Here is a 21,141-nt window from a genome sequence, read left to right on the forward strand (position 1 = left end):
CCGGACGGGGTGGTGCGCAGCCGGGCGGCTCAGGTCGGCCGCCGGGGCGCCGATGGATCACGAGACCTGGAGACAGCGGGTCCCGTACGCATCCCCGAGGAGCCCCCGCTGAGCGCCACCGCACCCCGGTCCGCCGGACCGACCACCGCCGTCCGGGCGGTCGTCGCCGTGCTCGCCGTCGTGGCCCTGTGCCGGCTGCTGCTGCCGTCGGGCCCGGTCGCCGACCTCGCCTACCTGCTGGTCGTGACCGGGGCGGCGGCCGTGTCGTGGTGCGCGATCGCACGTGGCGGGCGAGCCGGCGGCTGGACGTCGGCGGGGGTGACGCTGTCGGCCACCGGGGACTGGCTGTGGCAGCTGCTGACGTGGGCAGGGGCGGACACCGACGTCTCGGTCGCCGACCTCGCCTACCTGGCCTCCTACCTGGCCATCGGCATCGGGCTGCGCCGGGTGCTCGACGGCGTCCCGGGGTCGCGCTTCGACCGGTTCGTCGACACCTCGGCGGTGTTCCTGGTCGTGGTGTACCTCGAGTGGCTCCTCGTGCTGCGGCACACCGTCGAGGACGACGCGCTCACCCCGCTGGTCCGCACCGTGACGGCCGCCTACCCGGTGCTGGACGCGTGGCTGCTCGCCCTGGTGGTGCGGTTGTGGTTCGTCCGCACCACGCTGCGCGCCGAGGCCGGCTGGGTCGCCGCCGGCGCCACCGCCCTGTTCGTGTCCGACCTCGCCTACCTGGTGACCGGGCAGACCTCCGTCGGCCTCGACGTCGGGTGGACCCTGGGGGCCCTGGCCCTGGCGGTGTCGGTGTGGGCCGCCGGCGCCCCGGTCGCCAGCCCGGGCACCGACGCCGCCGACCGGGTCGCGGCGTCGCCGGCCGTCTCCCGGTCACAGGTCGCCCTCGCCCTGGCGCCCCTGGTGCTCCCGGGCGTCGTCGAGCTGGTGGCCTTCCGGGACGGACCGGACGTCGACCCCGTCCCGGGCATCCTGCTGACCGGCGCGATGGTCGCGCTGGCCTTCGCCCGGGCCACGCGGCTGCTCCGCCAGCAGTCGCTCCTGCGCCGGGCCCTGGAGCTGCGGGCGCGCCGGGCCTCCGCCCTGGCGGCCGACTCCGCCGACGCGCTCGTCGTCGTCGACCCCACCGGGGTCCCCCTGGGCGGCCTCGGGCTCCCGGCGCCCTCGGCACTCTGGGCCGCGGTCGGTGCGGCCGACCCCGCCGGACGCCGCGACCTGCTGGAACGGGCCGGGCGGTCGCCGGGACGGGTGTGCTCCGCCGAGCTGCCCGGTGCCGACGGCACCTGGGTGCAGCTGCGCGTGGTGGACCGTTCGGCCGAGCCCGACGTGGGGGGCCTGGTGGTGACCCTGCAGGACGTCACCGACCGGCGCCGCATGCAGGACGAGCTGGCCCACCAGGCGTTCCACGACGTGCTCACCGGGCTGGCCAACCGCGCGCTGTTCGACGACCGGGTCACGCACGCCCTCGCCCGCACCGGCCGCACGGGGGTCGACCCGACGGTGCTGTCGCTGGACCTCGACGGGTTCAAGGCGGTCAACGACACCCTGGGCCACCCCGCGGGCGACGAGCTCCTCCGCCAGGTGGCCACCCGGCTGCTGGACCAGGTGCGACCCGCGGACACCGTGGCCCGGTTGGGCGGCGACGAGTTCGCCGTCCTGCTGGAACCGGGTCGGGGCGACACCCCGGAGGACCACCGGGCCGTGGCCGACCGGCTGCTCGCCGCGCTGACCCCGCCGTTCACGGTGGCGGGTCGGACGGTGCGGGTCGGTGTCAGCATCGGGCTGGCGACGGCCGACCCCGACGAGGACCCCAGCACCGGGTACCTGCTCCGGGACGCCGACACCGCGCTGTACCGGGCGAAGAGGGCGGGGAAGGCCCGCGTCGTCGTCTTCGAGCCCGGCATGCGTGCCGAGCTCGAGCTGCACACCCAGCTGGCCGCCGACCTGCCCACCGCGTTGGCGGCCGGGCAGCTGCGCGTGGTCTACCAACCCGTCGTCGACCTCTCCACCGGCGCGCTGCAGAGCTTCGAGGCGTTGCTGCGCTGGGAGCACCCCACCCTGGGGTCGGTCTCCCCGGCGGTGTTCATCCCGATCGCCGAGGAGAGCGGGGTGGTCGTGGAGATCGGCCGGTGGGTGCTGCAGCAGGCCTGCGCGACCGCGGCCGCCTGGCGCTCGGGGCCCGCGGCCTCGCCGGTGACCATCGCGGTCAACCTCTCGTCCCGCCAGCTGGAGGCGCCGGGGCTGGTCGCCGAGGTGGCCGACGTGCTGGCCGGGAGCGGGCTGGCCCCGCAGGCGCTGTGCCTGGAGCTGACCGAGACCGCCCTGGTCGACGACACCGACCACGCCGCACGCACGCTGGGCCGGCTGCGCGAGCTGGGCGTGCGCATCGCGGTGGACGACTTCGGCACCGGCTACTCGTCGCTGACCCACCTGCGCCGGTTCCCCATCGACGTGCTGAAGATCGACCGGTCGTTCGTCAGCGGCCTGCGCCCCGGCGCCCCGGGGACCCCGATCGTGCAGGGCCTGCTGGAGCTCGCCCGGGTGATGGGGCTCGACGTCGTCGCCGAGGGGGTCGAGTCCGAGCACCAGCGCGACCACCTCGCCGCCGAGGGCTGCCGGTCCGCCCAGGGCTGGCTCTTCTCCCCCGCCCTGGAGCGCGCCGAGGCCGACCTGCGGGTGGCCGCAGCGGCGTCCGTCGGGGCCGGTCGCGGGGCCGTCGCCGGCCCGGGGTGGTTCCATGGGCCGACGCCCGAACCCGTGGCAGGTACCGGCTCCGGCCGGTGAGCAGCAGGAGCCTGCGATCCGTCCGTCCCCCGCGTCCCCCCTCGGCGAGGACCCCCCGCCCGGTCCCGCCCTGCCCGGTGCGGCGCCGGTGCGGGTCGAGGACGGCGTGCTGGTCCTGACCGGTGTGGTCGACCACCGCTCCGTCGCCGCATGGCGTCGTCGGCACCCCGTCCTCCCGCCCGTCCACGAGGTGGACGCCGCCGGGGTCACCTTCCTCAACTCGTCGGGCGCGGCGCTCCTGGTCGACGCCGCGCGGGCCCTGCGCCCGGTGCTCCTGGTGCTGCGGTCGCCCAGCCGGGCCGCACTGCGGCCGCTGCAGGTGATGGGCCTCGACCAGCTCCTCGACGTCCGCCCCGGGCCGGTCGGCCCGTTCGCGGTCGCCGACCTGGGACGCTCGACCCCGCGCCCGGCCCCGGCGCGATGACGGGGAGGGGGACGGACGTGCCGGCTGGGCCCGAGGTGCCCGGTCACCGCGAAGCCGACCTGCTGCGCCGCTCGCTGGCCGTGGACAGCGGGCAGGTCGGCAGCTTCGACTGGGACCTGGCGTCGGGTCGGCTGGTCTGGGACGAGCGGCTGCACGCCCTGTTCGGGTACCGGGTGGGCGAGTTCGGGGGCACCATCGAGGCCTTCGACGCCCGGGTCCACCCCGCCGACCGCGAGCGGGTGACCCAGGCCCTGCGGGGGGCCATCGACAGCTGCGGCAGGTTCGAGGCCGAGTACCGGGTGGTGCTCCCCGACGGGACGACCCGGTGGGTGCAGGCCAAGGGGCGGGCCCTGGCCGGCGCCGACCCGACCCGGGCCGTGCGGGTGCTGGGCGCGGCCTACGACACCACCGACGTCCGCGACGGCCAGACCCGCACCACCCGGTTGCTGGAGGCCATGCCGGCCGGCTTCTTCTCCCTCGACGCGCAGTGGCGCTTCACCTTCCTCAACTCCGCCGCCGAGCGGCTGCTCGGGCAGCTGCGCGGGGAGCTGCTGGGTCGGTCCGTCTGGGAGACCTTCCCCGACGCGGTGGGCTCGGACTTCGAGACCGCGTACCGCGGCGCGGTCGAGTCCGGGCAGCCGCAGACGTTCGAGGCGCACTACCCGGCCCCGCTCGACGCCTGGTACGACGTCCTGGCGTGGCCGGCGCCCGACGGGCTGGCGGTCTACTTCTCCGACATCACCCACCGCAAGCGGGCCGCGGCGTCGGCCGGCCGGGCCGCCGCCCGAGCCGCGCTCCGCGCCCAGGTCACCAACCACCTGGCCGACGCCTCGGACACCACCGGCGCGGTGGCCGACGTCGCCCGGCTGCTGGTGCCGACCCTGGCCGACGGCGCGATCGTCACCCTGCTGGCACCCGACGGCCGACCCGAGGACGTCGGGCACTGGCACGTCGAACCGGCGCACCGGGCCGCCCTGGCGGCGTGGAGCAGCGCCCGCCTGGACGTCCTGCCCGTCACCTCCCCCCTGGCCACGGCGCTCCGCGACGGCACGCCGGTCCACAGCAGCACCGCGGCCGTCGCCGAGCTGCTCCCGCCCGGCCCGGACCGGACCGCCCTGGAGGTGCTCGCCGCCGACGACCTGCTCGTCCTGCCCATCCCCGGGCGCGGGCGCGTCCTCGGCGCGCTCACCCTCTTCACGTCCGCGTCCCGGCCGCTGCGGGGCGTCGTGCAGGACACCGCGGCGGACCTCGCGGCACGGATGGGCCTGGCCCTGGTCAGCTCCCGCCTGGTCGCGGCCCAGGGCCAGATCGCGGAGAGCCTCCAGCGCAGCCTGCTGACCGACCCGCCGCATCACGACCAGGCGGAGATCGTCGTGCGGTACGTGCCCGCGGCGGAGTCCGCGCGCGTCGGGGGCGACTGGTACGACGTCTTCCGGCAGCACGACGGGTCGACGGTGCTGGTGATCGGGGACGTCGTCGGCCACGACCTCGCGGCCGCGGCGGCCATGGGTCAGCTGCGCGGTCTGCTGCGCGGCATCGCCACCTCCTCCGACGTCGGCCCGGCCGAGGTGCTGCGCCGGCTGGATGCCTCGATGCGGCTCCTGGGGGTGGACACCCTGGCCACCGCGGTCGTGGCCCGGCTCGAGCAGCCGGCCGGGCACCCCGGCACCACCCGCCTGACCTGGTCGAACGCCGGGCACCCCGCCCCGCTGCTCATCCACCCCGACGGTCGCCAGACCGTGCTGGACGTCGAGCGCGGGGAGCTGCTGCTGGGGGTGGACGACCGGACCAGCCGCACCGAACGGGTCCGCACCCTCGAGCCCGGCACCACCGTGCTGCTGCACAGCGACGGGCTCACCGAGCGGCGCGACTCGACGCTGGACGCCGGCCTGGAACGCCTGCAGCGGGCCCTCGCCGAGCTGCACGGCTCACCCCTCGACGCGCTCTGCGACGGGGTGATCGACCGGTTGGTCGACGGCCGGCCCGACGACGACGTCGCCCTGGTCGCCGTCCGGCTGTCCTGACCTCGCCCGCTGTGCCCTAACCGGGGAGGAGGCCGCTGCGGGTCGCGGCGGTGTGCAGGGCGGCCAGCTGCTCGGGGGTGACCTGCAGGGCGCCGGTGATGACGGCGTCGTCGATGTCGGACCACTCGAGCTCGGCCCACAGCCCCCCGCCCAGCTCGTCGACGTCGGGCTGCACCCGCAGCAGCCCCGCGGCCAGCAGCGCGAAGACCCCGGGACCCTCGTCGACGACCAGCTGCAGGGCGGGTTCGAGCTGCGGGTCACCGCACGCGGTGCGGATGAGGGCGACCTCGAGCTCGTCGGCGGTCCAGACACCGAGCAGCGACGGCCTCACCGGCGACGACCCGGGCGCGCGAAGATCATCCGCAGACCCTACGAGGGCCCCCGTCCGCGCGCGAGCGCAGCCGCCACGGCGTCGTCGAGGAGCTCGGGCAGCTCGACCCCGGCAGCCCGGGCCATCGTCGGGACGACGCTCTGCCGGGCGAACGAGTTGTAGAGCCCGGCCTCCAGGAACCACGGCACGCCGTCGGGGTCGACCCGGAAGTCGAACAGCGAGTAGTCGCGGCAGCCCAGGGCCTCGTGGCACACCAGCGCCGCCGCCTGCACCGGGGCGGTGACCGGGTCGTCGACGTCCACGATCCACACCGTCGGGGTGTCCTTGGCCATCAGGCCCAGGGTGCCGTCGTCCGCACGCACGATCTTGTCCTCCGCCGTCCGCACGGGGTGGTCGGCCGACAGGCCGTACTCCTCCAACGGCAGCGCGACCAGCGCGCCGTCGCGGACCACGACCCCGCAGCGCACCTCGCGGCCCAGCGGCACGAACTCCTCGACCAGCGCGTGCGTCGACTCCGCCCAGGCCGCGGCCAGCGCGGCGGGGAGGGCGCCCACGTCGGTGACCAGGGTGATGCCGTGCGAGTTGTCGGCGTCCACCGGCTTGACCACCAGCGGCGGGGCGAGCGTCGGGTGCTCCCCCGGCGCCAGCACCTCGCCGGCCGGCACCTGCACCCCGGCGGCGGCGACCACCGCACGGGCCCGCGCCTTGTGCGCGCCCAGGGCCATGACGTCGGCGGTGTTGCCGACGAACGGGATGCCCAGCACGTCGAGCAGCGCGCGGTAGGAGGTCATGCCGGGGATGCAGAACATCTGCGGCAGCGCGACGTCGACGTCCAGGGCCGTGAGGCGGGCGAGGGCCTCCCCCAACGGCACCGGCGGGGCGTCGTCCAGGGCCCCGAGCGTCGCGGGGAACCGCCACGACCCGTCGGGGGACACGTGCGCGACGACGTGCTCGTGCTGCCCGCCCACGTTCGCCAGGCAGTCGGCGGCGTAGAGCCGGGACAGGTCGTCCATGAACGCGCTGGTCGGCGAGCCGACCAGGTGCAGCACGCGGGCCATCAGTCACCCGCCGGCTGCACGAGCTTGCCGATGTTGAAGTCGATGCGGTTCCACGCCCCGCCCGAGCGCAGGCTGGCCAGCAGCAGCAACGGGATCTGCACGTGGTGCAGCACCAGGTAGGGCAACGGGTCGGCCCGGTCGAACACGGCCTCCTTGCCCTCCCGGACCACCCGCCAGCGCTCGGCGGCCGTTCTCGGTCGGCTCAGCGCGCGCCACAGCTCGTGGTACAGCCAGTAGGTGGGCCGGCTGGTGGGCAGCGGCTCGAGCGGGGTGTCCCGGGCGTGCAGGTAGGCGTCGGCCAACCCGGGGTGGGCCGGGTGGTCGTGGAACATCGTGATCGCCGAGTGAGTTCGGGGGTTGCACTCGATGGCGAACGGGGTGCCGTCGGCGTCGACCAGGAAGTCGAACGAGACCTGGCCGGTCAACCCCAGCTCGCGCACGAAGGTGGTCACCCACTCGCGCACCCGTGGCCGGTCGACCTGGGCGTAGTTGACCTGGAACGCCGACGAGGGGCAGCAGCACCAGACGGTGACGACGCCGTCCCGGGCCGTGGAGTGCGTGCAGATCTCCTCGCCGGTGACGAACTCCTGCAGGATCCACGGGTTCTCCGGGCTGATCGGCTTGCCGGCCAGGAAGGCCTCGGTGTCCGCGCGGGTGGGCAGCGGCAGGTGCGTGAGGTCCAGGCGGTGGACCGGGTCGTAGGCGATCGACTTGAGCACGTAGGGCCGGGTGGCGCCGGAGAAGTCGTGGTCGAGCACCTGCTGGGGGTCGGTGACCAGGTGCGTGTCGGGCACGCTCAACCCCAGCGAGGCAGCCAGCTCGGTGAAGCGGTGCTTGTCGTCGAGGGTGCGCACCATCTCGGGCTCCAGGCTCAGCACCTCGCAGTGCCCGGCCAGCACGTCGGCGGCCGCGGCGTCGAACTCCGAGGCCACCGGCGAGCAGACCGGCACGTAGAGGTCGACGCCCTCGGCCCGCACCACGTCGAGCAGCGCCTGGGCGTAGCCGGGGTCGCGGGGGTCGGGCACGACGTGGAAGGCGTCGACCGCCCGGGAGAAGCGGTGGCCGGTGAACCGGTACGTGCTCTTCTCGACCAGGACGACGCGGTGCCCGGCAGTGGTGAACGAGCGGGCCAGCTGGAGCGCCTTGGTCATCTTGCCGCCGCTGATGAGCACGGTGCGCCGGTGCGCCGCGGGGGCGGGCCGTCGACGCCGGGTGGTCAGCAGCGCGGCCGCGGTGACCGCGAGGTCGACCGGGAGGGTGAGCGTCAGGCCGGCGAGCACGGCCACCGACCGCCACGGCGTGGGCCGGGGACCGGCAGCGGTGCTGCGCCGCCGGTCCGGGAGCACGGCGGTCAGCGGGACGCCCCGGTGGTGCGGTCCGGCGTGCGGTCGGTGGCGTGGTCGGTGGCGTGCGGGCCGTGGTCGCGCACCATGCCGCGGTGCATGACCCGGTCGCCGACCACGACCGAGTGGTCGCCGCGGTGCAGCACGCAGGCGTTGTCCCACATGACCACGTCGCCGGGGGCCCAGGCGTGGGCCAGGCTGTTGTCCTCGGTGGTCGAGTGCGCGTACAGCGTGGCGACCAGGTCGGCGGCCTCGTCGTCGGGCAGGCCGCTGACCGCCGCGCAGCGCTTGGGGGTGGTGAGGAACAACGCCGGGTGCTCGGTCAGCGGGTGCGGCCGCACGACGGGGTGCTCGGCTGCGGTCTCGTCGTCCGCGGTGAGCAGCTCGGGGTCGATGCCGGTCACCACGTGCCGGATGCGGCGGTCGCGCACCCGCTCGGCCAGCTCGGCGGGCAACGTGCGCAGCGCCCGGTACTGGTCGGTGAACACCGTCTCGCCGCCCCGCGACGGGATCTCCACGGCCCGCAGCGCGGTGTAGGCGGGCGGGGTCGACAGGTAGGAGCTGTCGACGTGGAAGGTGCTGCGCGGCGGCTCGGCACGGCCGACGTTGCTGATCACGTTCAGGTCGGGGAACCCGTCGACCGGGGTCTCGCCGGCGGTGAAGGTCAGCTCGCCGAACGACTGCAGGAAGCCCAGGAAGGCGGTGTCGTCGACGTGCTGGTCGCGCAGCACCACGACGCCGTGCTCGGCCAGGGCGGCCCGCATGCCCTCCACGTCGGCCACGCCGAGCGGGCCGACCTCGACCCCGGACACCACCGCACCGAGCGGTTCGAGCGGCTGGATCTGCATGGGGGTCTCCTCAGCTCTGGGTGCGACGGACGAGGGTGATGCCGTCGCGCAGCGGGACGAGCACCTGCTCGACGCGCGGGTCGGCGGTCAGGCGGGCGTTGAACGCGGCGACGGCATCGCCGTTGGGGGTGCGCTCGCCGGCCCAGGGCTGGCCCTGCATCAGGGTGTTGTCCACCGCGACCAGGGCGCCCTCGGCGAGCAGGCCGGTGTCCAGCAGCGCGTCGAGGTAGCCGGCGTACCCGGCCTTGTCGGCGTCCACGAAGACCAGGTCGAACACCTGGCCCTCGGCCGCCAGCGCGGCCAGGGTGTCGGCCGCCGGCCCCACCCGGACGTCGATCGGCGCGCCGTCCGGGAAGCACTCCTGGGCGAAGGCGGCCACGTCGGCGTCGAGCTCGCAGGCGACCAGCTCGCCGTCGGCGGGCAGCGCCTCGGCCATGGCCAGGGCGCCGTAGCCGGTGAACATGCCGATCTCGAGCACCCGGCGGGCCCGCGTCGTGCCGACGAGGAAGGCCAGGAACCGGCCCTCGACGTGGCCGCTGAGCATCTCGGCCTCCAGCGTCCCCGACCAGGGTGCGGTGCGGGTGCGCTCGGCCAGCGCCGCCAGCGCCGGGGACTCCGGGGAGGTGTGCTGCTCCAGGTAGGGCTCGAAGCCCGCGGCCAGGTCCCGGACGGCGGCCAGCTCGGCCGCCACCTCGGGCGACAGGTCCGGCCGGGCACAGACCGCGTCCAGCCGCGCCGCCAGGATCCCCAGCGGCGTGACCGGACGCAGTCCGACGTCCGTGCTCGCCGAGGTCACGGAGCTGCGACCACCGGGCTCGTGCGCGGCACCATGAACGCGTCGACACCCTCGCCGCCGCGCGGCAGCTGGGCGGCCACCTCGCGGTGCAGGTCGAGCGTGCGCACGAGCTCGTCGTCGGACACGTCGTTCATGAACGTGCACTCGCCGATCGGCTCGGGCGCGGCGGCCCGGAGCAGTCCGTCCCGCGTCTGCAGGATCGACTTCGTCGAGTCGCGCAGCAGGTCCGCGGTCAGGTACGGGCTGTCGACGGTGAGGCCCAGCCGGCTCATCAGGGCGTGGATGCGGTCGCGGTCGGCCACGGCGATGTAGCCCCGCTCGGCGGCCAGGGTCGCCGAGTAGGCCATGTCCACCGAGATGGCGTGCCCGTGGAAGTACGGGATCTCCGGGGTGAGCTCGAGCGTGGGGCTCCAGGTGTGGCCGTAGGCGATCACCCGGTCGAGGTCCAGCTCGGCGAGGTTGGGCACCTCGAGCTGCAGCATGGTGTCGATGGCCTCGTCGGTGACCTGGTCGGCGACCTTGCGGATCTCGGGGTTGCCGTCGAGGTGGCCGAACCGGGTGCGCAGCAGCTCCTCGCCGTGCTCGTCGAGCAGGTCGAACACGGTGCGGTTGGCCACCACCGCGATCTTGATCAGCTCGGCCATGCCGTTGCGCACCTGGTCCTCGGCGAGGCTGGCCAGGAAGGAGAAGTCCAGGAAGACCGTCGAGGACGCGTGGTAGGCGCCGAGCCGGTTCTTGGCCTTGCCGTGGTTCACCGCGACCTTGATCGACACGCTGGCGTCGATGAGCCCGATGAGGGTGGTGGGGATGCGGATGTAGGGCGTCGACCGCTTGTAGGCCGCGCAGGCGAACCCGGCGACGTCGGTGACCAGACCGCCCCCGACGACCAGCGGGGCCTCGGTGCGCAGCAGGCCGTAGGCGCCGAAGGCGTCGACCAGCCGCTCGAGGGTGCCCATGGTCTTGTCGGTCTCGGCGATGGCCACCGGGACGACCGTGAGCTCGACCCCGGCCGCGGCGAAGTAGGCCTCCATGGCCTCCCGGTGCAGGGCGAGCACGTTCTCGTCGACGACGGCGAGGCAGCGGCCGGCCGCGCGGTAGCAGTCGGCGAGCTGGGGGTTCTCCGGCGCGAACACGCCGTCGACAGGCACCAGGCGGTACTCGGTGCGGTGCACGGCCTCGACGGTGAAGCCGCCGTCGGCGCGGGTGACGCTGGAGCTGACCGTGGTCATGACCGGCCCCCTCAGCCCTGGAGCCCGGTGGGCAGGTCGGCGGTGGCGAGCTGGTCGACCACCCGGGCCGACCCGAAGTCGTGCCCGGCGGTGTTCGTGTTCGGGAAGGCCAGCACCTCGACCCCGGCGGCCTGCGCGGCCTGGACCCCGCCCACGTTGTCCTCGACGGCCACGGCGTCGGCGGCCTGCTCGCCCAGGGTCTGCAGCGCGTAGGCGTAGGACGCCGGGTCGGGCTTGGACTCGCCGACCTGAGCGTTGTCGACCAGCAGGTCGAAGTCGGCCGGCTCGATGCCCTCGGTGGCCTGCAGCACCGCGGCCACGTTGGCCGGCGAGGTGGTGGTGACCAGCGCGACCTTGCCGCCGGCGTGCTTGGCGCTGCGCAGCGTCTCGAGAACGCCCGGGCGGGCGGTCAGCCCACCGGCGAGGGCTTTCTGCTGGAACAGCTCGGACTTGGTGGCGTGCACGGCGGCGGCGTCGACGTCCTGGCCGCGCTCGGCGGCGTAGGCGGCGATGCGGTCGGCGCCGCCGTTGCCCCGCAGCAGCTCGCGGTACTCCTCGCCCTCCCAACGCCAGTCCAGACCGTGGCTGGCGAAGGCCTCGTTGAACGACTCGCGCTGGAGCTCGGAGGTGTCGGCGATCGTGCTGATGGACCCGAAGAGGAGAGCGGACACGCAGTGACCTCGCTTCTGGGGCCGCGGCGCGCTGCTGGCCGCGGCGGTGCGAGGACGGTACCCCGGTAATCAATCTTTACGCAGGTCGGGGCATCACCGCTGGTCCGTCGGCTGCGGTGCTGCCCCCAGTCCACCACCTCCACCCCCGCCCCGCCCACCGAGGGCCCGGTCCTCCCCGGGGATGACACGGGTCCACCCTGGGGTGCAGCACAGGGTCCCGACAGTCGGGACCCAGCTCCGACGCGGGCAGACCCCCTCCGCCGCGAGGGTGGGTGCAGTCCGCGATCCCCGTCCGAGGAGCACCTGTGTCCGTACCCGTGATGACCGTCCCCGGCGAGGCGCCGCCGACCACCGCCGCCGTCCGCGCGACCGGGCTGACCAAGACCTACGGCTCCGGCGAGACCGCGGTGCACGCCCTCGCCGGGGTCGACGTCGAGTTCCAGCGCGGCCGGTTCACCGCGATCATGGGCCCCTCCGGCTCGGGCAAGTCCACGCTCATGCACTGCCTGGCCGGGCTGGACACCGCCACCGCCGGGCAGGTCTGGCTGGGCGACACCGAGCTCACCCGGCTGCGCGACGACCAGCTGACCAAGCTGCGCCGCGAGCGCATCGGCTTCGTGTTCCAGGCGTTCAACCTGCTGCCCGTGCTCAGCGCGGAGGAGAACATGACGCTGCCGATGCAGCTGGCCGGCCAGCGCCCCGACCGCGCCTGGATGGACGACGTCGTCGACCGGCTGGGCCTGCGCGACCGGCTGGGGCACCGCCCCTACGAGCTCTCCGGCGGCCAGCAGCAGCGCGTCGCCGTCGCCCGCGCCCTGCTGCCCCGCCCCGACGTCGTGTTCGCCGACGAGCCCACCGGCAACCTGGACAGCCGGGTCGGCGCCGAGGTGCTGGGCCTGCTGCGCTCCAGCGTCCGCGAGACCGGCCAGACCGTCGTCATGGTCACCCACGACCCGGTCGCGGCCGCCTACGCCGACCGCGTGGTGCTGCTGGCCGACGGCCGGCTGGCCGGCGAGGTCCACCACCCCACCGCCGACGCCGTCATCGACGCGCTGCGCGGGCTGGGCGGCTGAGCCGTGAACCGCGTGCTCCTCGCCCAGGTGCGGGCCAACGCCGGCCGGTTGGTCGCCTCCATGACCGCCATCGTCATCGCCGTCGCGTTCGTCGTCGCCACGCTGGTGCTCAACCAGACCGCCAAGTCCACCGTGCTCGACGCGGTCGGCGCCCAGTACACCGGCACCGACTACGTGCTCTCCTCCACCGAGAGCGACGACCTGGCCGACCAGGCCGACGCCGTCGCCGCCGTCCCCGGAGTCACCGCCGTCGCGCCCGACTGGGACACCTCGCTGCAGACCGTCCTGCCCGGCACCACCGGCGCCCGCTACGTGTCGGTCGGCGCCGTCGCCGACGCACCCGAGCTGCGCTGGCAGCAGCTCACCGCCGGCAGCTTCCCGACCGGACCGGGCGAGATCGCCCTGTCCGCGGACTCCGACGTCGCCGTCGGCGACCGGGTGCCGTTCACCACCTACGACGCCGAGGGCGCCGAGCTCACCGGCGACCTCACCGTCACCGGCCTGGTCGACGTGTCCGGGTCGATCACCGGCGGGCTCTACACGCAGGGCTTCGTGACCCCGGCGCAGATCCAGCAGTGGAACGGCTGGGCCACCGAGCTGCTCGTCGCCGGCGACCCCGACCCGGTCGCCCTGCAGGCCGCGATCGCCACCCGCGCGGTCACCCTGCAGACCGGCACCGAGGCCGCCGAGGCGAAGGCCGCCGCCCTCACCGGCGGCTCGAACGCGCTCGCCGTCGTCCTGCTCGTCTTCGCCACCGTCGCCGTGCTGGTCGCCGGCCTGGTCATCGCCAACACGTTCGCCGTCCTGCTGGCCCAGCGCACCCGCGAGCTGGCACTGCTGCGCTGCGTCGGGGCGACGTCCGCCCAGATCCGTCGCAGCGTGCTCGGCGAGGCCCTCGTCACCGGCATCGCGGCCTCCGTGCTCGGCGTGCTCGGCGGCATCGGGCTGGCCGCGGGGGTCTCCGCGCTGGCCGGCGCCCTGGACTCGCCGATCCCGCTGTCCGGTGTCTCGGTCCCGTGGCTCGCCGTCGTCTCCGGGCTGGTCGTCGGCGTCGTCACCACGCTGGTCGCGGCGCTGGCCCCCGCCCGCGCCGCCACCCGGGTCGCCCCGCTGGCCGCCCTGCGCCCGACCGACGCCGCCCCGCTGCGCTCGCGGTCGGGGGTGCTGCGGCTGGTGCTCGGCCTGCTGCTGTTCGTGCCCGGCGCCGCCCTGCTGGTGTGGGGCGCGGCGGTCAGCGAGGTGCTCGTCGCGCTGCCCGGCGGGGTGCTGAGCTTCCTGGGCGCGATCCTGCTCGCCCAGCGCGCCGTCCCGCCGGTGGTCGCCGCGGCCGGCCGGCTGCTCGGCCGGGCCGGCGGCGTGCCCGGCCGGCTGGCGGCCGGCAACGCGACCCGCAACCCCCGCCGGACGGCGGCCACCGCCACCGCGCTGGTCATCGGCGTCACCCTGACGACGGCGATGGTGGTCGGTGCGGCCTCCACCCGGGCCACCGCCTCCGCCGGCCTGGACGCCGCCTACCCCACCGACGTCATCGTGCAGGACCAGACCGCAGGGCTGCCGACGTCGCTGCTCGGCCAGCTCGAGGCCGTCGACGGGGTGTCCCAGGGCGTGCCGGTCACCGGGGGCGAGGTCACCGGACCCGACGGCGAGCTGTGGCAGGCCGAGGGCTTCGACGTCCCCGCCACCCTGCCGGTGCTCCGGTCGGCCACCGACCAGCCCCTGCCCGCCCAGGGCGAGGTCGTGCTGCCGCCCTACCTGGCCGAGCAGTTCGGCGTGGGCGCCGGCGACCCGGTGACCTTCACGGCCGACGACCGTTCGCTCACGTTCACCACGGTGCTGGGGACCACCGACGTCTACACCCCGCGGTTCACCGCCACGGAGCTGGCCGCCCTCGACCCGGAGGCCACGGTCGGCCAGGTCTGGCTGCGCCTGGACGACGGCACCGACACCGCCGCCGCGATCGAGGCGATCACCGACGTCGCCGGCACCGCGGTGCCCACCGCCTTCGTCACGGGCATCGCCAGCGAGCGCGCCGCGCTCGACGACGTCCTGGACACCTTGCTGCTCGTCGTGACCGGCCTGCTCGGGGTCGCCGTCGTGATCGCCCTCATCGGCGTCGGCAACACCCTCGCCCTCTCGGTGGTCGAGCGGCGCCAGGAGAGCGGGCTGCTGCGGGCGCTGGGGCTGACCCGGGGTCAGCTGCGCGGCCTGCTCGCCTGGGAGGCCGTGCTGGTCGCCGGGGTGGCCGCGGTGATCGGCGTGCTGCTGGGCGGCGGGTACGGCGTGGTCGGCGCCGCCTCGGTGCTGGGCTCGCTGTCGGCCGAGGGCACCGTGGTGAGCATCCCGTGGGCGCAGGTGGGTGCGATCGTCGTCGTCGCCACGGTCGCCGGGCTGCTGGCCAGCGTGCTGCCGGCCCGCCGCGCGGCCCGCACGCCCCCGGTGGCCGCGATCGCCGCGTAGCCCGTCGCGGCCCGGCCGCCGCGCCGCCCCGGTCACCGGGGCGGCGCGGTGCGGTCACTCGGCCGGACGGCGTTGGACGGCGCGGTCGGCCAGCTCGGCCCCCGCGCCCTCGTACAGCTGCAACCCGATGTCGGCGCCCTCGTCGAGCACCTCGGCGAGGTCGTCGTCGAACTGCGTCACCGCGGCGACCGTGCCGGTGAAGCCGTGCGAGCGCAGCCGGGTGAGCGTGGCCAGGTTGTTGTCGTGGGCGGGCATGGCAAGCAGCACGAGCTCGACGTGGTGCAGCTCGAGCTCCTCCCACAGCCGCGGGTCGGTGGCATCGCCCTCGATGGCGTGCACCCCCTCGGCCTGCAGCTGGGCCACCCGGTCGCCGTCGGCCTCGATGCCGATCGCCCGCAGCCCGTACTGCACGGTCAGCCGCCGGTGCGCGGACGACCCGACCCGCCCCATGCCGAGGACGACGGCCTGGGCGTCGCCGAGGTCCAGCGGCCGGTCGTCGGGGTGCAACCGCTCGGTGGGCCGGTCGGGCAGCCAGCGGCGCAGCACGTCGACGAGCTGGTCGGGCCGGTCACCCACCAGCGAGGGCAGCACGAAGGACGCCGCCACGGCCGCGGCCAGCGGGGCGGCCCAGCCGGGGTCGAGGAGGTCGTCGGGCAGCGCCACCACCACGATCAGCCCGAACTCCGAGAAGTTGGTCAGCACGGTCGAGGTGAAGACGGCGGTGCGCCGCCGCAGCCGCGCCAGGTAGAAGAGGACGACGAACACGAACGCCTGCACCGGGAGCAGCAGCAGGAGCGCCCCGGCGATCACCAGCTCGCCGCCGGTGGGCAGCCCGGCGAGCCCGATGGAGACGAAGAACCCGACGAGCAGCAGGTCCTTGATGGAGAACAGCGACTTGGCCAGCTCGGCCGAGCGGGGGTGCCCGGCCAGCAGCATGCCCAGCAGCAACGCCCCGAGGTCGCCCTTCACGCCCAGCGCGGAGAACAGGGCGTAACCGGGCACCAGGGCCAGCACGATCCCGTAGAGCGGCAGCATCTCGTCGTGCCCGAGCCGGCCCAGCAGCCGGCGCAGCAGCGGGGCGGCCGGCACGAGCAGCACCAGCAGGACCGCCCACGGGCTGGGCACCTTGCCCTCGGCGACGGCGAGGAAGACCACGGCCAGCAGGTCCTGGATGACCAGGACGCCGATCGCCAGCCGCCCGGTCAGCGTCTGGGTGGCGCCGCGCTCCTCGAGCACCTTGACCACGAACACGGTGCTGGAGAACGACAGCGCGAACCCGATGAGCAGCCACGCACGCGGTCCGCCGTCGGCGGCCAGGCCCACCCCGAGGACGGCGAGCAGCCCCAGCAGGCCGGCGGTGACCGCGGTGCTGACCAGTGCGTGCACGCTGGAGGTCAGCCAGACCTCCTTGCGCACCAGCGAGCGCAGGTCGATCTTCAGGCCCACCCCGAACAGCAGGACGGTGACGCCGAGGTCGGCGACGGTGCCGAGCTCCGGCGGGGCCTGCACCCCCAGCGGGTAGAGCACGAAGCCCGCGGCGAGGAACCCCAGCAGCGGGGGCAGCCGGAGCAGCCCGGCGGCCACCCCGCCGAGCAGGACGGCCAGCAGGATGGCCGAGACGTCGTCCACAGGTCCCCTCTCGCGGGTGGTCGCAGGTGATCCTGGCCCACCCGGGGCCGCATGCGGGCTCCGGCGCGCCCGTCGCTGCGTGCTGGATCGAGGACGCTGAGCGACGTCTGCGCAGGTCACAGGTGCGCGCCGTCCCCATCCGTGGTGCCATGGGCAGGTACCGAGGACGGGGGTTCACAGGTGATGACCACTCCAGACGACGCCCGGCAGCCGTGGATCGACCCCGACGCCGCCACCTACGGGCGGCACGCCGACACCAACCCCCTGCCGCTCATCACCCCGGCCGCCGAGGTGCCCCCTGCCCCGCCGGTGCGCGTCGTGCGCCGCCCGCGGCCCCGTCGCCTGCGCCGCCGAACCGCCCCGGTCGCCGCCGTCGGGCTGGGCGCGGTCGCCGTCGGCGGGCTCACCCTGCTGGCCGCGGCCTCCCCCGCCGCGCAGTCCGACGACGCGCCCCGCGCCGCGGTCCCGCCGGTCTCGGCCTCCCCGGCCGCCCGCACCAGCACCACCACGGACGCCGCCGTCGTGGGCGCCACGCCCAGCAGCGCGGCGACCACCGACCCCGGCACCCCGGCTGACTCCACGCCCCGCCCGGTGGACCCCACCGCGCCCTCACCCGCCCCCGATCCCGGCGCGCTCGACCCGGGCGGCGCCACCACCGACGTCCCGGTCACCCAGCCCGGCGACGAGGCCCCGGTGGACGAGGCGCCGGTGGGCGCCGGCACCACCGCTCCGCCCGGCACGCCGGGCCCGGGCAGCACGGCGCCCGGCAGTACCCCGCCCACCACCGAGCCGACCCCGACCCCGACCCCGACCCCGACCGAGCCGACGACACCGGCGGAGGGCGCGACCAGCGGCGAGACCACGACGCCGCCCAGCACGACCCCCTCCGGCACCACGCCGCCCACCAGCACGGACCCGACGGCGACCACCGACCCGACCGGACCGGGCCCGACCACCACCGCGACGCCGACCACCGACCCGACGGCCACCGACCCGACGGCCCAGCAGCCGACGAGCGGGGGCGCGACGACCGACGGGGGCTGACCCGGGCGCCGCACAGCTGCGCCGGGGATGCTGGTGGGCGTGCCGTCCCTGCGCTCCGCCGTCCTGACCGCCGTCCTCGCCGTCCCCGCGGCCGCCCTGGCCCGCGCCGCCTGGGGGGTGCCCGTCGCGATGGGCGCCAGCCGCCGTGCGGTGCGCCCGTTCGTCGCCGGGTCCGAGCACCACTCCGACGGCAGGTTCCGCAACACCGTGCCCACCTCGTCCCTGAGCCCCGGCAGCAGCGGCGACCTGCTGCGCGAGGCCCGCAAGGGCCGCAAGGCCGGGGTGCCGTCGCAGCCGGTGCCGCTGGTCCGCCCCGAGCTGCCCACCGCGGCCGCCGAGCTCGCCGTCACCTGGTTCGGGCACGCCAGCGCCCTGCTCGAGGTCGACGGGCACCGGGTGCTGGTCGACCCGGTGTGGGGCGAGCGGGTGTCGCCGTCGGCGGTCGTCGGCCCCAAGCGGCTGCACCCGGCGCCCGGCCCGCTGGAGGAGATCCCGCAGGTCGACGCCGTGCTCATCAGCCACGACCACTACGACCACCTCGACCTGCCCACCGTGCGCCGGCTGGTCCGCGAGCAGACCGCGCCCTTCGTCGTGCCGCTCGGCATCGGGGTGCACCTGCGCGGGTGGGGCGTGCCGGCCGAGCGCGTGGTCGAGCTCGACTGGGACGGCGTGCACCGCGTCGGCGAGCTCACCCTGGTCTGCGCCGAGGCCCGGCACTTCTCCGGCCGCGGCCTGACGCGCGACGACACCCTGTGGTCCTCGTGGGTGGTGTCCGGGCCCCGGCACCGGGTGTTCTTCGGCGGCGACACCGGCTACCACCCGGCCTTCGCCGCGATCGGCGCGCAGCACGGCCCCTTCGACCTCACCCTGCTGCCCGTGGGCGCCTACAACGAGCAGTGGGCGGCGATCCACATGAACCCCGAGGAAGCGGTGCGGGCGCACGGCGACCTCGGCGGACAGGTCCTGCTGCCCATCCACTGGGCCACGTTCAACCTGGCCTTCCACGGCTGGGCCGAGCCGGTCGAGCGGCTGCTGGCCGCGGCCGGGGACGTGCCGGTCGTCGTCCCCCGGCCCGGCGAGCGGCTCGACCTCACCGACGGGACGCCGACCACACCCGACTGGTGGTCCGCGACCGCCTGACCGGAGCGCGTCGCGGTTGACGGCGGCCTCCCCCGGGCACCCATCACCGACGGTCGGTGCCGACGTGGCACCGGCGCAGCCCAGATGGAGGTCGCACGATGGCCGACGACACCCGGGGCACCACGCCCCCCGCCACCGGCTCGAGCGCCGCCCCGCTGGACCCCGACGCGGGCCGGCACGGCACCGCCGCGCCCCTCGGCGCGGCCCCCCAGGCGCCGGGCAACCTGTCCACCGCCCCTGCGGCCGCCGGCAACGGGCCCACCGCCGGGTACGGCGCGGTGACCGACGGCCCGCACGCCCCGGGCAACCGGGACACCCACCACCCGGCCGACGGCCTGGCCGACCGGGTCAGCGACCGGCACGACCACGACCACGTGGCCGGGTACGGCACCGACCGGCACGACCACGACCGCCGGGACCACCTCGCCGGGGACGGCCACGATCGGCAGGACACCGTCGTCGCGCCGGTCGTCGACGGCCGGGACCGCGAGCACACGCACCATGCACCCGTCGCACCCGTCGCACCCGTCGCGCCGGTCGGCCACGACCGGGCCCACGACGGTGTCCACGGCAGGACCCACGACGGGGTCCACGAGCGGGCCGTCGACCGGGACGGGGACGGCCGCGAAGACCGCACCGGGGCGGTCATCCCGACGACCGCCAAGGAGATGGCCGCCGCCCAGCGCGCCCGCTACGGCGGCCTGCACATGGGCTCGGCGTTCTTCGGGTGGATGAGCGCCGTCGGCATCGCGGTGATCCTGCTGGCCGTGCTGTCGGCCGCGGGCCTGGCGTTCGGCCTCTACTCCACCCTCGGCACCGCGCAGGACGCCGCCGACCAGGCGAACTCCGGCATCGGCCTCGGCGCCGCCATCGCGCTGCTCGTCGTCCTGTTCATCGCCTACCTCGCCGGCGGGTACGTGGCCGGTCGCATGGCCCGGTTCAACGGCACCAAGCAGGGCCTGGGCGTATGGCTGTGGGGCGTCATCGTGACCGTGCTCGCCGCGCTGGCCGGGCTGGTTCTGGGCACGCAGTACAACGTGTTCGACCAGCTGAACCTGCCGGCGCTGCCGGTCGAGTCGGGCACCGCCACCACCGCGGGCTTCATCGCCCTGGGCGCGGTGCTCGTCGTGACGCTGCTGGGCGCGATGCTCGGCGGCAAGCTCGGCTCGCACTACCACCGCAAGGTCGACCGCGCCGCCTTCGAGCCCGTCGAGGCCTGACCCCCCCGCTCGACTGTGCAGTTGCGATCGTCGACCCGCCCCGGCGCACCGGAGGCAGCGACCGCAACTGCACAGTCGGCCGGAGTCAGCGCAGGAGCTTGGACATCCGGCGGTCGGCCAGCGGCTTTCCGCCGGTCTGGCAGGTCGGGCAGTACTGCAGCGAGGTGTCGGCGAACGAGACCTCGCGCACCGTGTCCCCGCACACCGGGCAGGGCAGGCCGGTGCGGGCGTGCACCCGCAGGTTGGCGCGCTTCTCGCCCTTGAGCTTCGCGGCCTGCTGCCCGACCTGCCGCTCCAGCGCGTCGGTCAGCGTCGTGCGGACGGCGTCGTAGAGGCGCAGCACCTCGTCGTCGGTGAGCTTGTCGGCGCCCTTGAACGGCGACAGCTTCGCCACGTGCAGGATCTCGTCGGAGTAGGCGTTGCCGATGCCCGAGACCAGCGTCTGGTCGGTCAACGCCCCCTTGAGCTGGCCCTTCCGGCCCTTCATGAGGGCCGCGAAGGCCTCGGCGTCGACCGCCAGGGCGTCGGGGCCCAGCCGGGCGATCCCCGGCACCTCCGAGGACGGCGACCGGACGACGTAGACCGCCAACCCCTTGCGCGTGCCCTGCTCGGTGAGGTCGAAGCCCGCACCGTCGTCGAGGTGGACGCGCACCGCCAGCGGCCCCTTGCCCGGCTTGGGTGGGGCAGTCGGCAGCTCCGCACGCCAGTGCAGCCACCCCGCACGGGCCAGGTGCACCACCAGGTGGATGCCCGACACGTCGAGGTCGAGGAACTTGCCCGTGCGCGAGGCACCGGTGACCTCCAGCCCGGCCAGCGACGACAGCGGCGGGTCGAAGGTCTTCAGCGACTGGATGCCGGCGAGGTCCACCCGCGTGACGACCTTGCCCACCGCGTTCTCCCGCAGGAACGCAGCGAGGGCCTCGACCTCCGGCAGCTCAGGCATGGGCACATCGTCGTCCTCGGGGCTACACCGCGTCCAACGGTCGTCCCCCGGTCGGGGGGAGCCCCACCGGCGATCGGCCGCGGCAAGCCGTTACCACGCGAGGCGAGGGCTGGGCAGC

General features: G+C 75.4%; 17 protein-coding genes. 8 read left to right on the plus strand and 9 right to left on the minus strand.

What is annotated here, in order from left to right:
* Window positions 1–168: 168 nt before the first annotated feature.
* From BLP29_RS04990 to BLP29_RS05000, 3 genes are all read left to right on the plus strand, one after another.
* Complete coding sequence (locus BLP29_RS04990) at window positions 169–2,793, plus strand: putative bifunctional diguanylate cyclase/phosphodiesterase (protein WP_133379035.1); 2,625 nt, start codon at window positions 169–171, stop codon at window positions 2,791–2,793.
* Between the two features lie 88 nt (window positions 2,794–2,881).
* A complete protein-coding gene (locus tag BLP29_RS04995; protein ID WP_165839283.1) occupies window positions 2,882–3,217 on the plus strand; it encodes an STAS domain-containing protein in 336 nt (111 codons plus the stop codon).
* A 17-nt stretch (window positions 3,218–3,234) separates the two neighbouring features.
* Window positions 3,235–5,241: a SpoIIE family protein phosphatase gene (locus BLP29_RS05000; RefSeq protein WP_207798298.1), complete on the plus strand. Its 2,007-nt coding sequence runs from the start codon at window positions 3,235–3,237 to the stop codon at window positions 5,239–5,241.
* A 16-nt stretch (window positions 5,242–5,257) separates the two neighbouring features.
* Here BLP29_RS05000 and BLP29_RS05005 read toward each other — a convergent pair whose 3' ends face one another.
* The 7 genes from BLP29_RS05005 to BLP29_RS05035 all read right to left on the minus strand — a co-directional run bounded on the left by BLP29_RS05005 (window position 5,258) and on the right by BLP29_RS05035 (window position 11,517).
* Window positions 5,258–5,572, minus strand: coding sequence for a hypothetical protein (locus tag BLP29_RS05005; protein WP_092800344.1), 315 nt, complete (start codon window positions 5,570–5,572; stop codon window positions 5,258–5,260).
* A 38-nt stretch (window positions 5,573–5,610) separates the two neighbouring features.
* Complete coding sequence (locus tag BLP29_RS05010) at window positions 5,611–6,630, minus strand: D-alanine--D-alanine ligase family protein (protein ID WP_092800347.1); 1,020 nt, start codon at window positions 6,628–6,630, stop codon at window positions 5,611–5,613.
* Window positions 6,630–7,916, minus strand: coding sequence for an ATP-grasp domain-containing protein (locus tag BLP29_RS05015; protein WP_207798299.1), 1,287 nt, complete (start codon window positions 7,914–7,916; stop codon window positions 6,630–6,632). The genes BLP29_RS05010 and BLP29_RS05015 overlap by 1 nt, the downstream gene beginning before the upstream one ends.
* Window positions 7,917–7,981: 65 nt before the next feature.
* Complete coding sequence (locus BLP29_RS05020; RefSeq protein WP_092800352.1) at window positions 7,982–8,821, minus strand: TauD/TfdA dioxygenase family protein; 840 nt, start codon at window positions 8,819–8,821, stop codon at window positions 7,982–7,984.
* Between the two features lie 10 nt (window positions 8,822–8,831).
* Window positions 8,832–9,617, minus strand: coding sequence for an O-methyltransferase (locus BLP29_RS05025; RefSeq protein ID WP_207798300.1), 786 nt, complete (start codon window positions 9,615–9,617; stop codon window positions 8,832–8,834).
* The gene (locus tag BLP29_RS05030) at window positions 9,614–10,846 is read right to left on the minus strand and encodes a sedoheptulose 7-phosphate cyclase (RefSeq protein WP_092800355.1); all 1,233 of its coding nucleotides are present in this window, start codon (window positions 10,844–10,846) and stop codon (window positions 9,614–9,616) included. The genes BLP29_RS05025 and BLP29_RS05030 overlap by 4 nt, the downstream gene beginning before the upstream one ends.
* 11 nt (window positions 10,847–10,857) lie before the next feature.
* Entirely contained in the window at window positions 10,858–11,517 is a 660-nt protein-coding gene (locus BLP29_RS05035) for an HAD family hydrolase (RefSeq protein ID WP_092800358.1), read from the minus strand.
* 305 nt (window positions 11,518–11,822) lie between these two features.
* Between BLP29_RS05035 and BLP29_RS05040 the strand changes: the two genes are divergently transcribed.
* Together BLP29_RS05040 and BLP29_RS05045 are read left to right on the plus strand one after the other, a co-directional pair.
* Complete coding sequence (locus tag BLP29_RS05040) at window positions 11,823–12,590, plus strand: ABC transporter ATP-binding protein (RefSeq protein ID WP_243469696.1); 768 nt, start codon at window positions 11,823–11,825, stop codon at window positions 12,588–12,590.
* A gap of 3 nt (window positions 12,591–12,593) precedes the next feature.
* Window positions 12,594–15,047: an FtsX-like permease family protein gene (locus BLP29_RS05045; protein ID WP_092800364.1), complete on the plus strand. Its 2,454-nt coding sequence runs from the start codon at window positions 12,594–12,596 to the stop codon at window positions 15,045–15,047.
* A gap of 54 nt (window positions 15,048–15,101) precedes the next feature.
* Here BLP29_RS05045 and BLP29_RS05050 read toward each other — a convergent pair whose 3' ends face one another.
* The gene (locus BLP29_RS05050) at window positions 15,102–16,676 is read right to left on the minus strand and encodes a cation:proton antiporter family protein (protein ID WP_092800367.1); all 1,575 of its coding nucleotides are present in this window, start codon (window positions 16,674–16,676) and stop codon (window positions 15,102–15,104) included.
* Between the two features lie 183 nt (window positions 16,677–16,859).
* On the opposite strand from BLP29_RS05050, the gene BLP29_RS05055 reads away from it, so the two are divergent.
* The 3 genes from BLP29_RS05055 to BLP29_RS21465 all read left to right on the plus strand — a co-directional run bounded on the left by BLP29_RS05055 (window position 16,860) and on the right by BLP29_RS21465 (window position 20,080).
* Window positions 16,860–17,720 carry a hypothetical protein gene (locus BLP29_RS05055; RefSeq protein WP_092800370.1) on the plus strand — a complete coding sequence of 287 codons (861 nt, stop codon included), beginning with the start codon at window positions 16,860–16,862 and terminating at the stop codon, window positions 17,718–17,720.
* A gap of 39 nt (window positions 17,721–17,759) precedes the next feature.
* Window positions 17,760–18,860, plus strand: coding sequence for an MBL fold metallo-hydrolase (locus BLP29_RS05060; RefSeq protein ID WP_243469697.1), 1,101 nt, complete (start codon window positions 17,760–17,762; stop codon window positions 18,858–18,860).
* A 98-nt stretch (window positions 18,861–18,958) separates the two neighbouring features.
* Window positions 18,959–20,080: a YrzE family protein gene (locus BLP29_RS21465; RefSeq protein ID WP_243469698.1), complete on the plus strand. Its 1,122-nt coding sequence runs from the start codon at window positions 18,959–18,961 to the stop codon at window positions 20,078–20,080.
* An 85-nt stretch (window positions 20,081–20,165) separates the two neighbouring features.
* Here the strand turns inward: BLP29_RS21465 and BLP29_RS05070 are convergent, their stop codons facing one another.
* Window positions 20,166–21,023, minus strand: coding sequence for an Fpg/Nei family DNA glycosylase (locus BLP29_RS05070; RefSeq protein ID WP_092800889.1), 858 nt, complete (start codon window positions 21,021–21,023; stop codon window positions 20,166–20,168).
* Window positions 21,024–21,141: the final 118 nt, after the last annotated feature.

Origin of the sequence: Klenkia marina (genome assembly GCF_900101025.1) — a bacterium.
Taxonomy (GTDB): Bacteria; Actinomycetota; Actinomycetes; order Mycobacteriales; family Geodermatophilaceae; genus Klenkia; species Klenkia marina.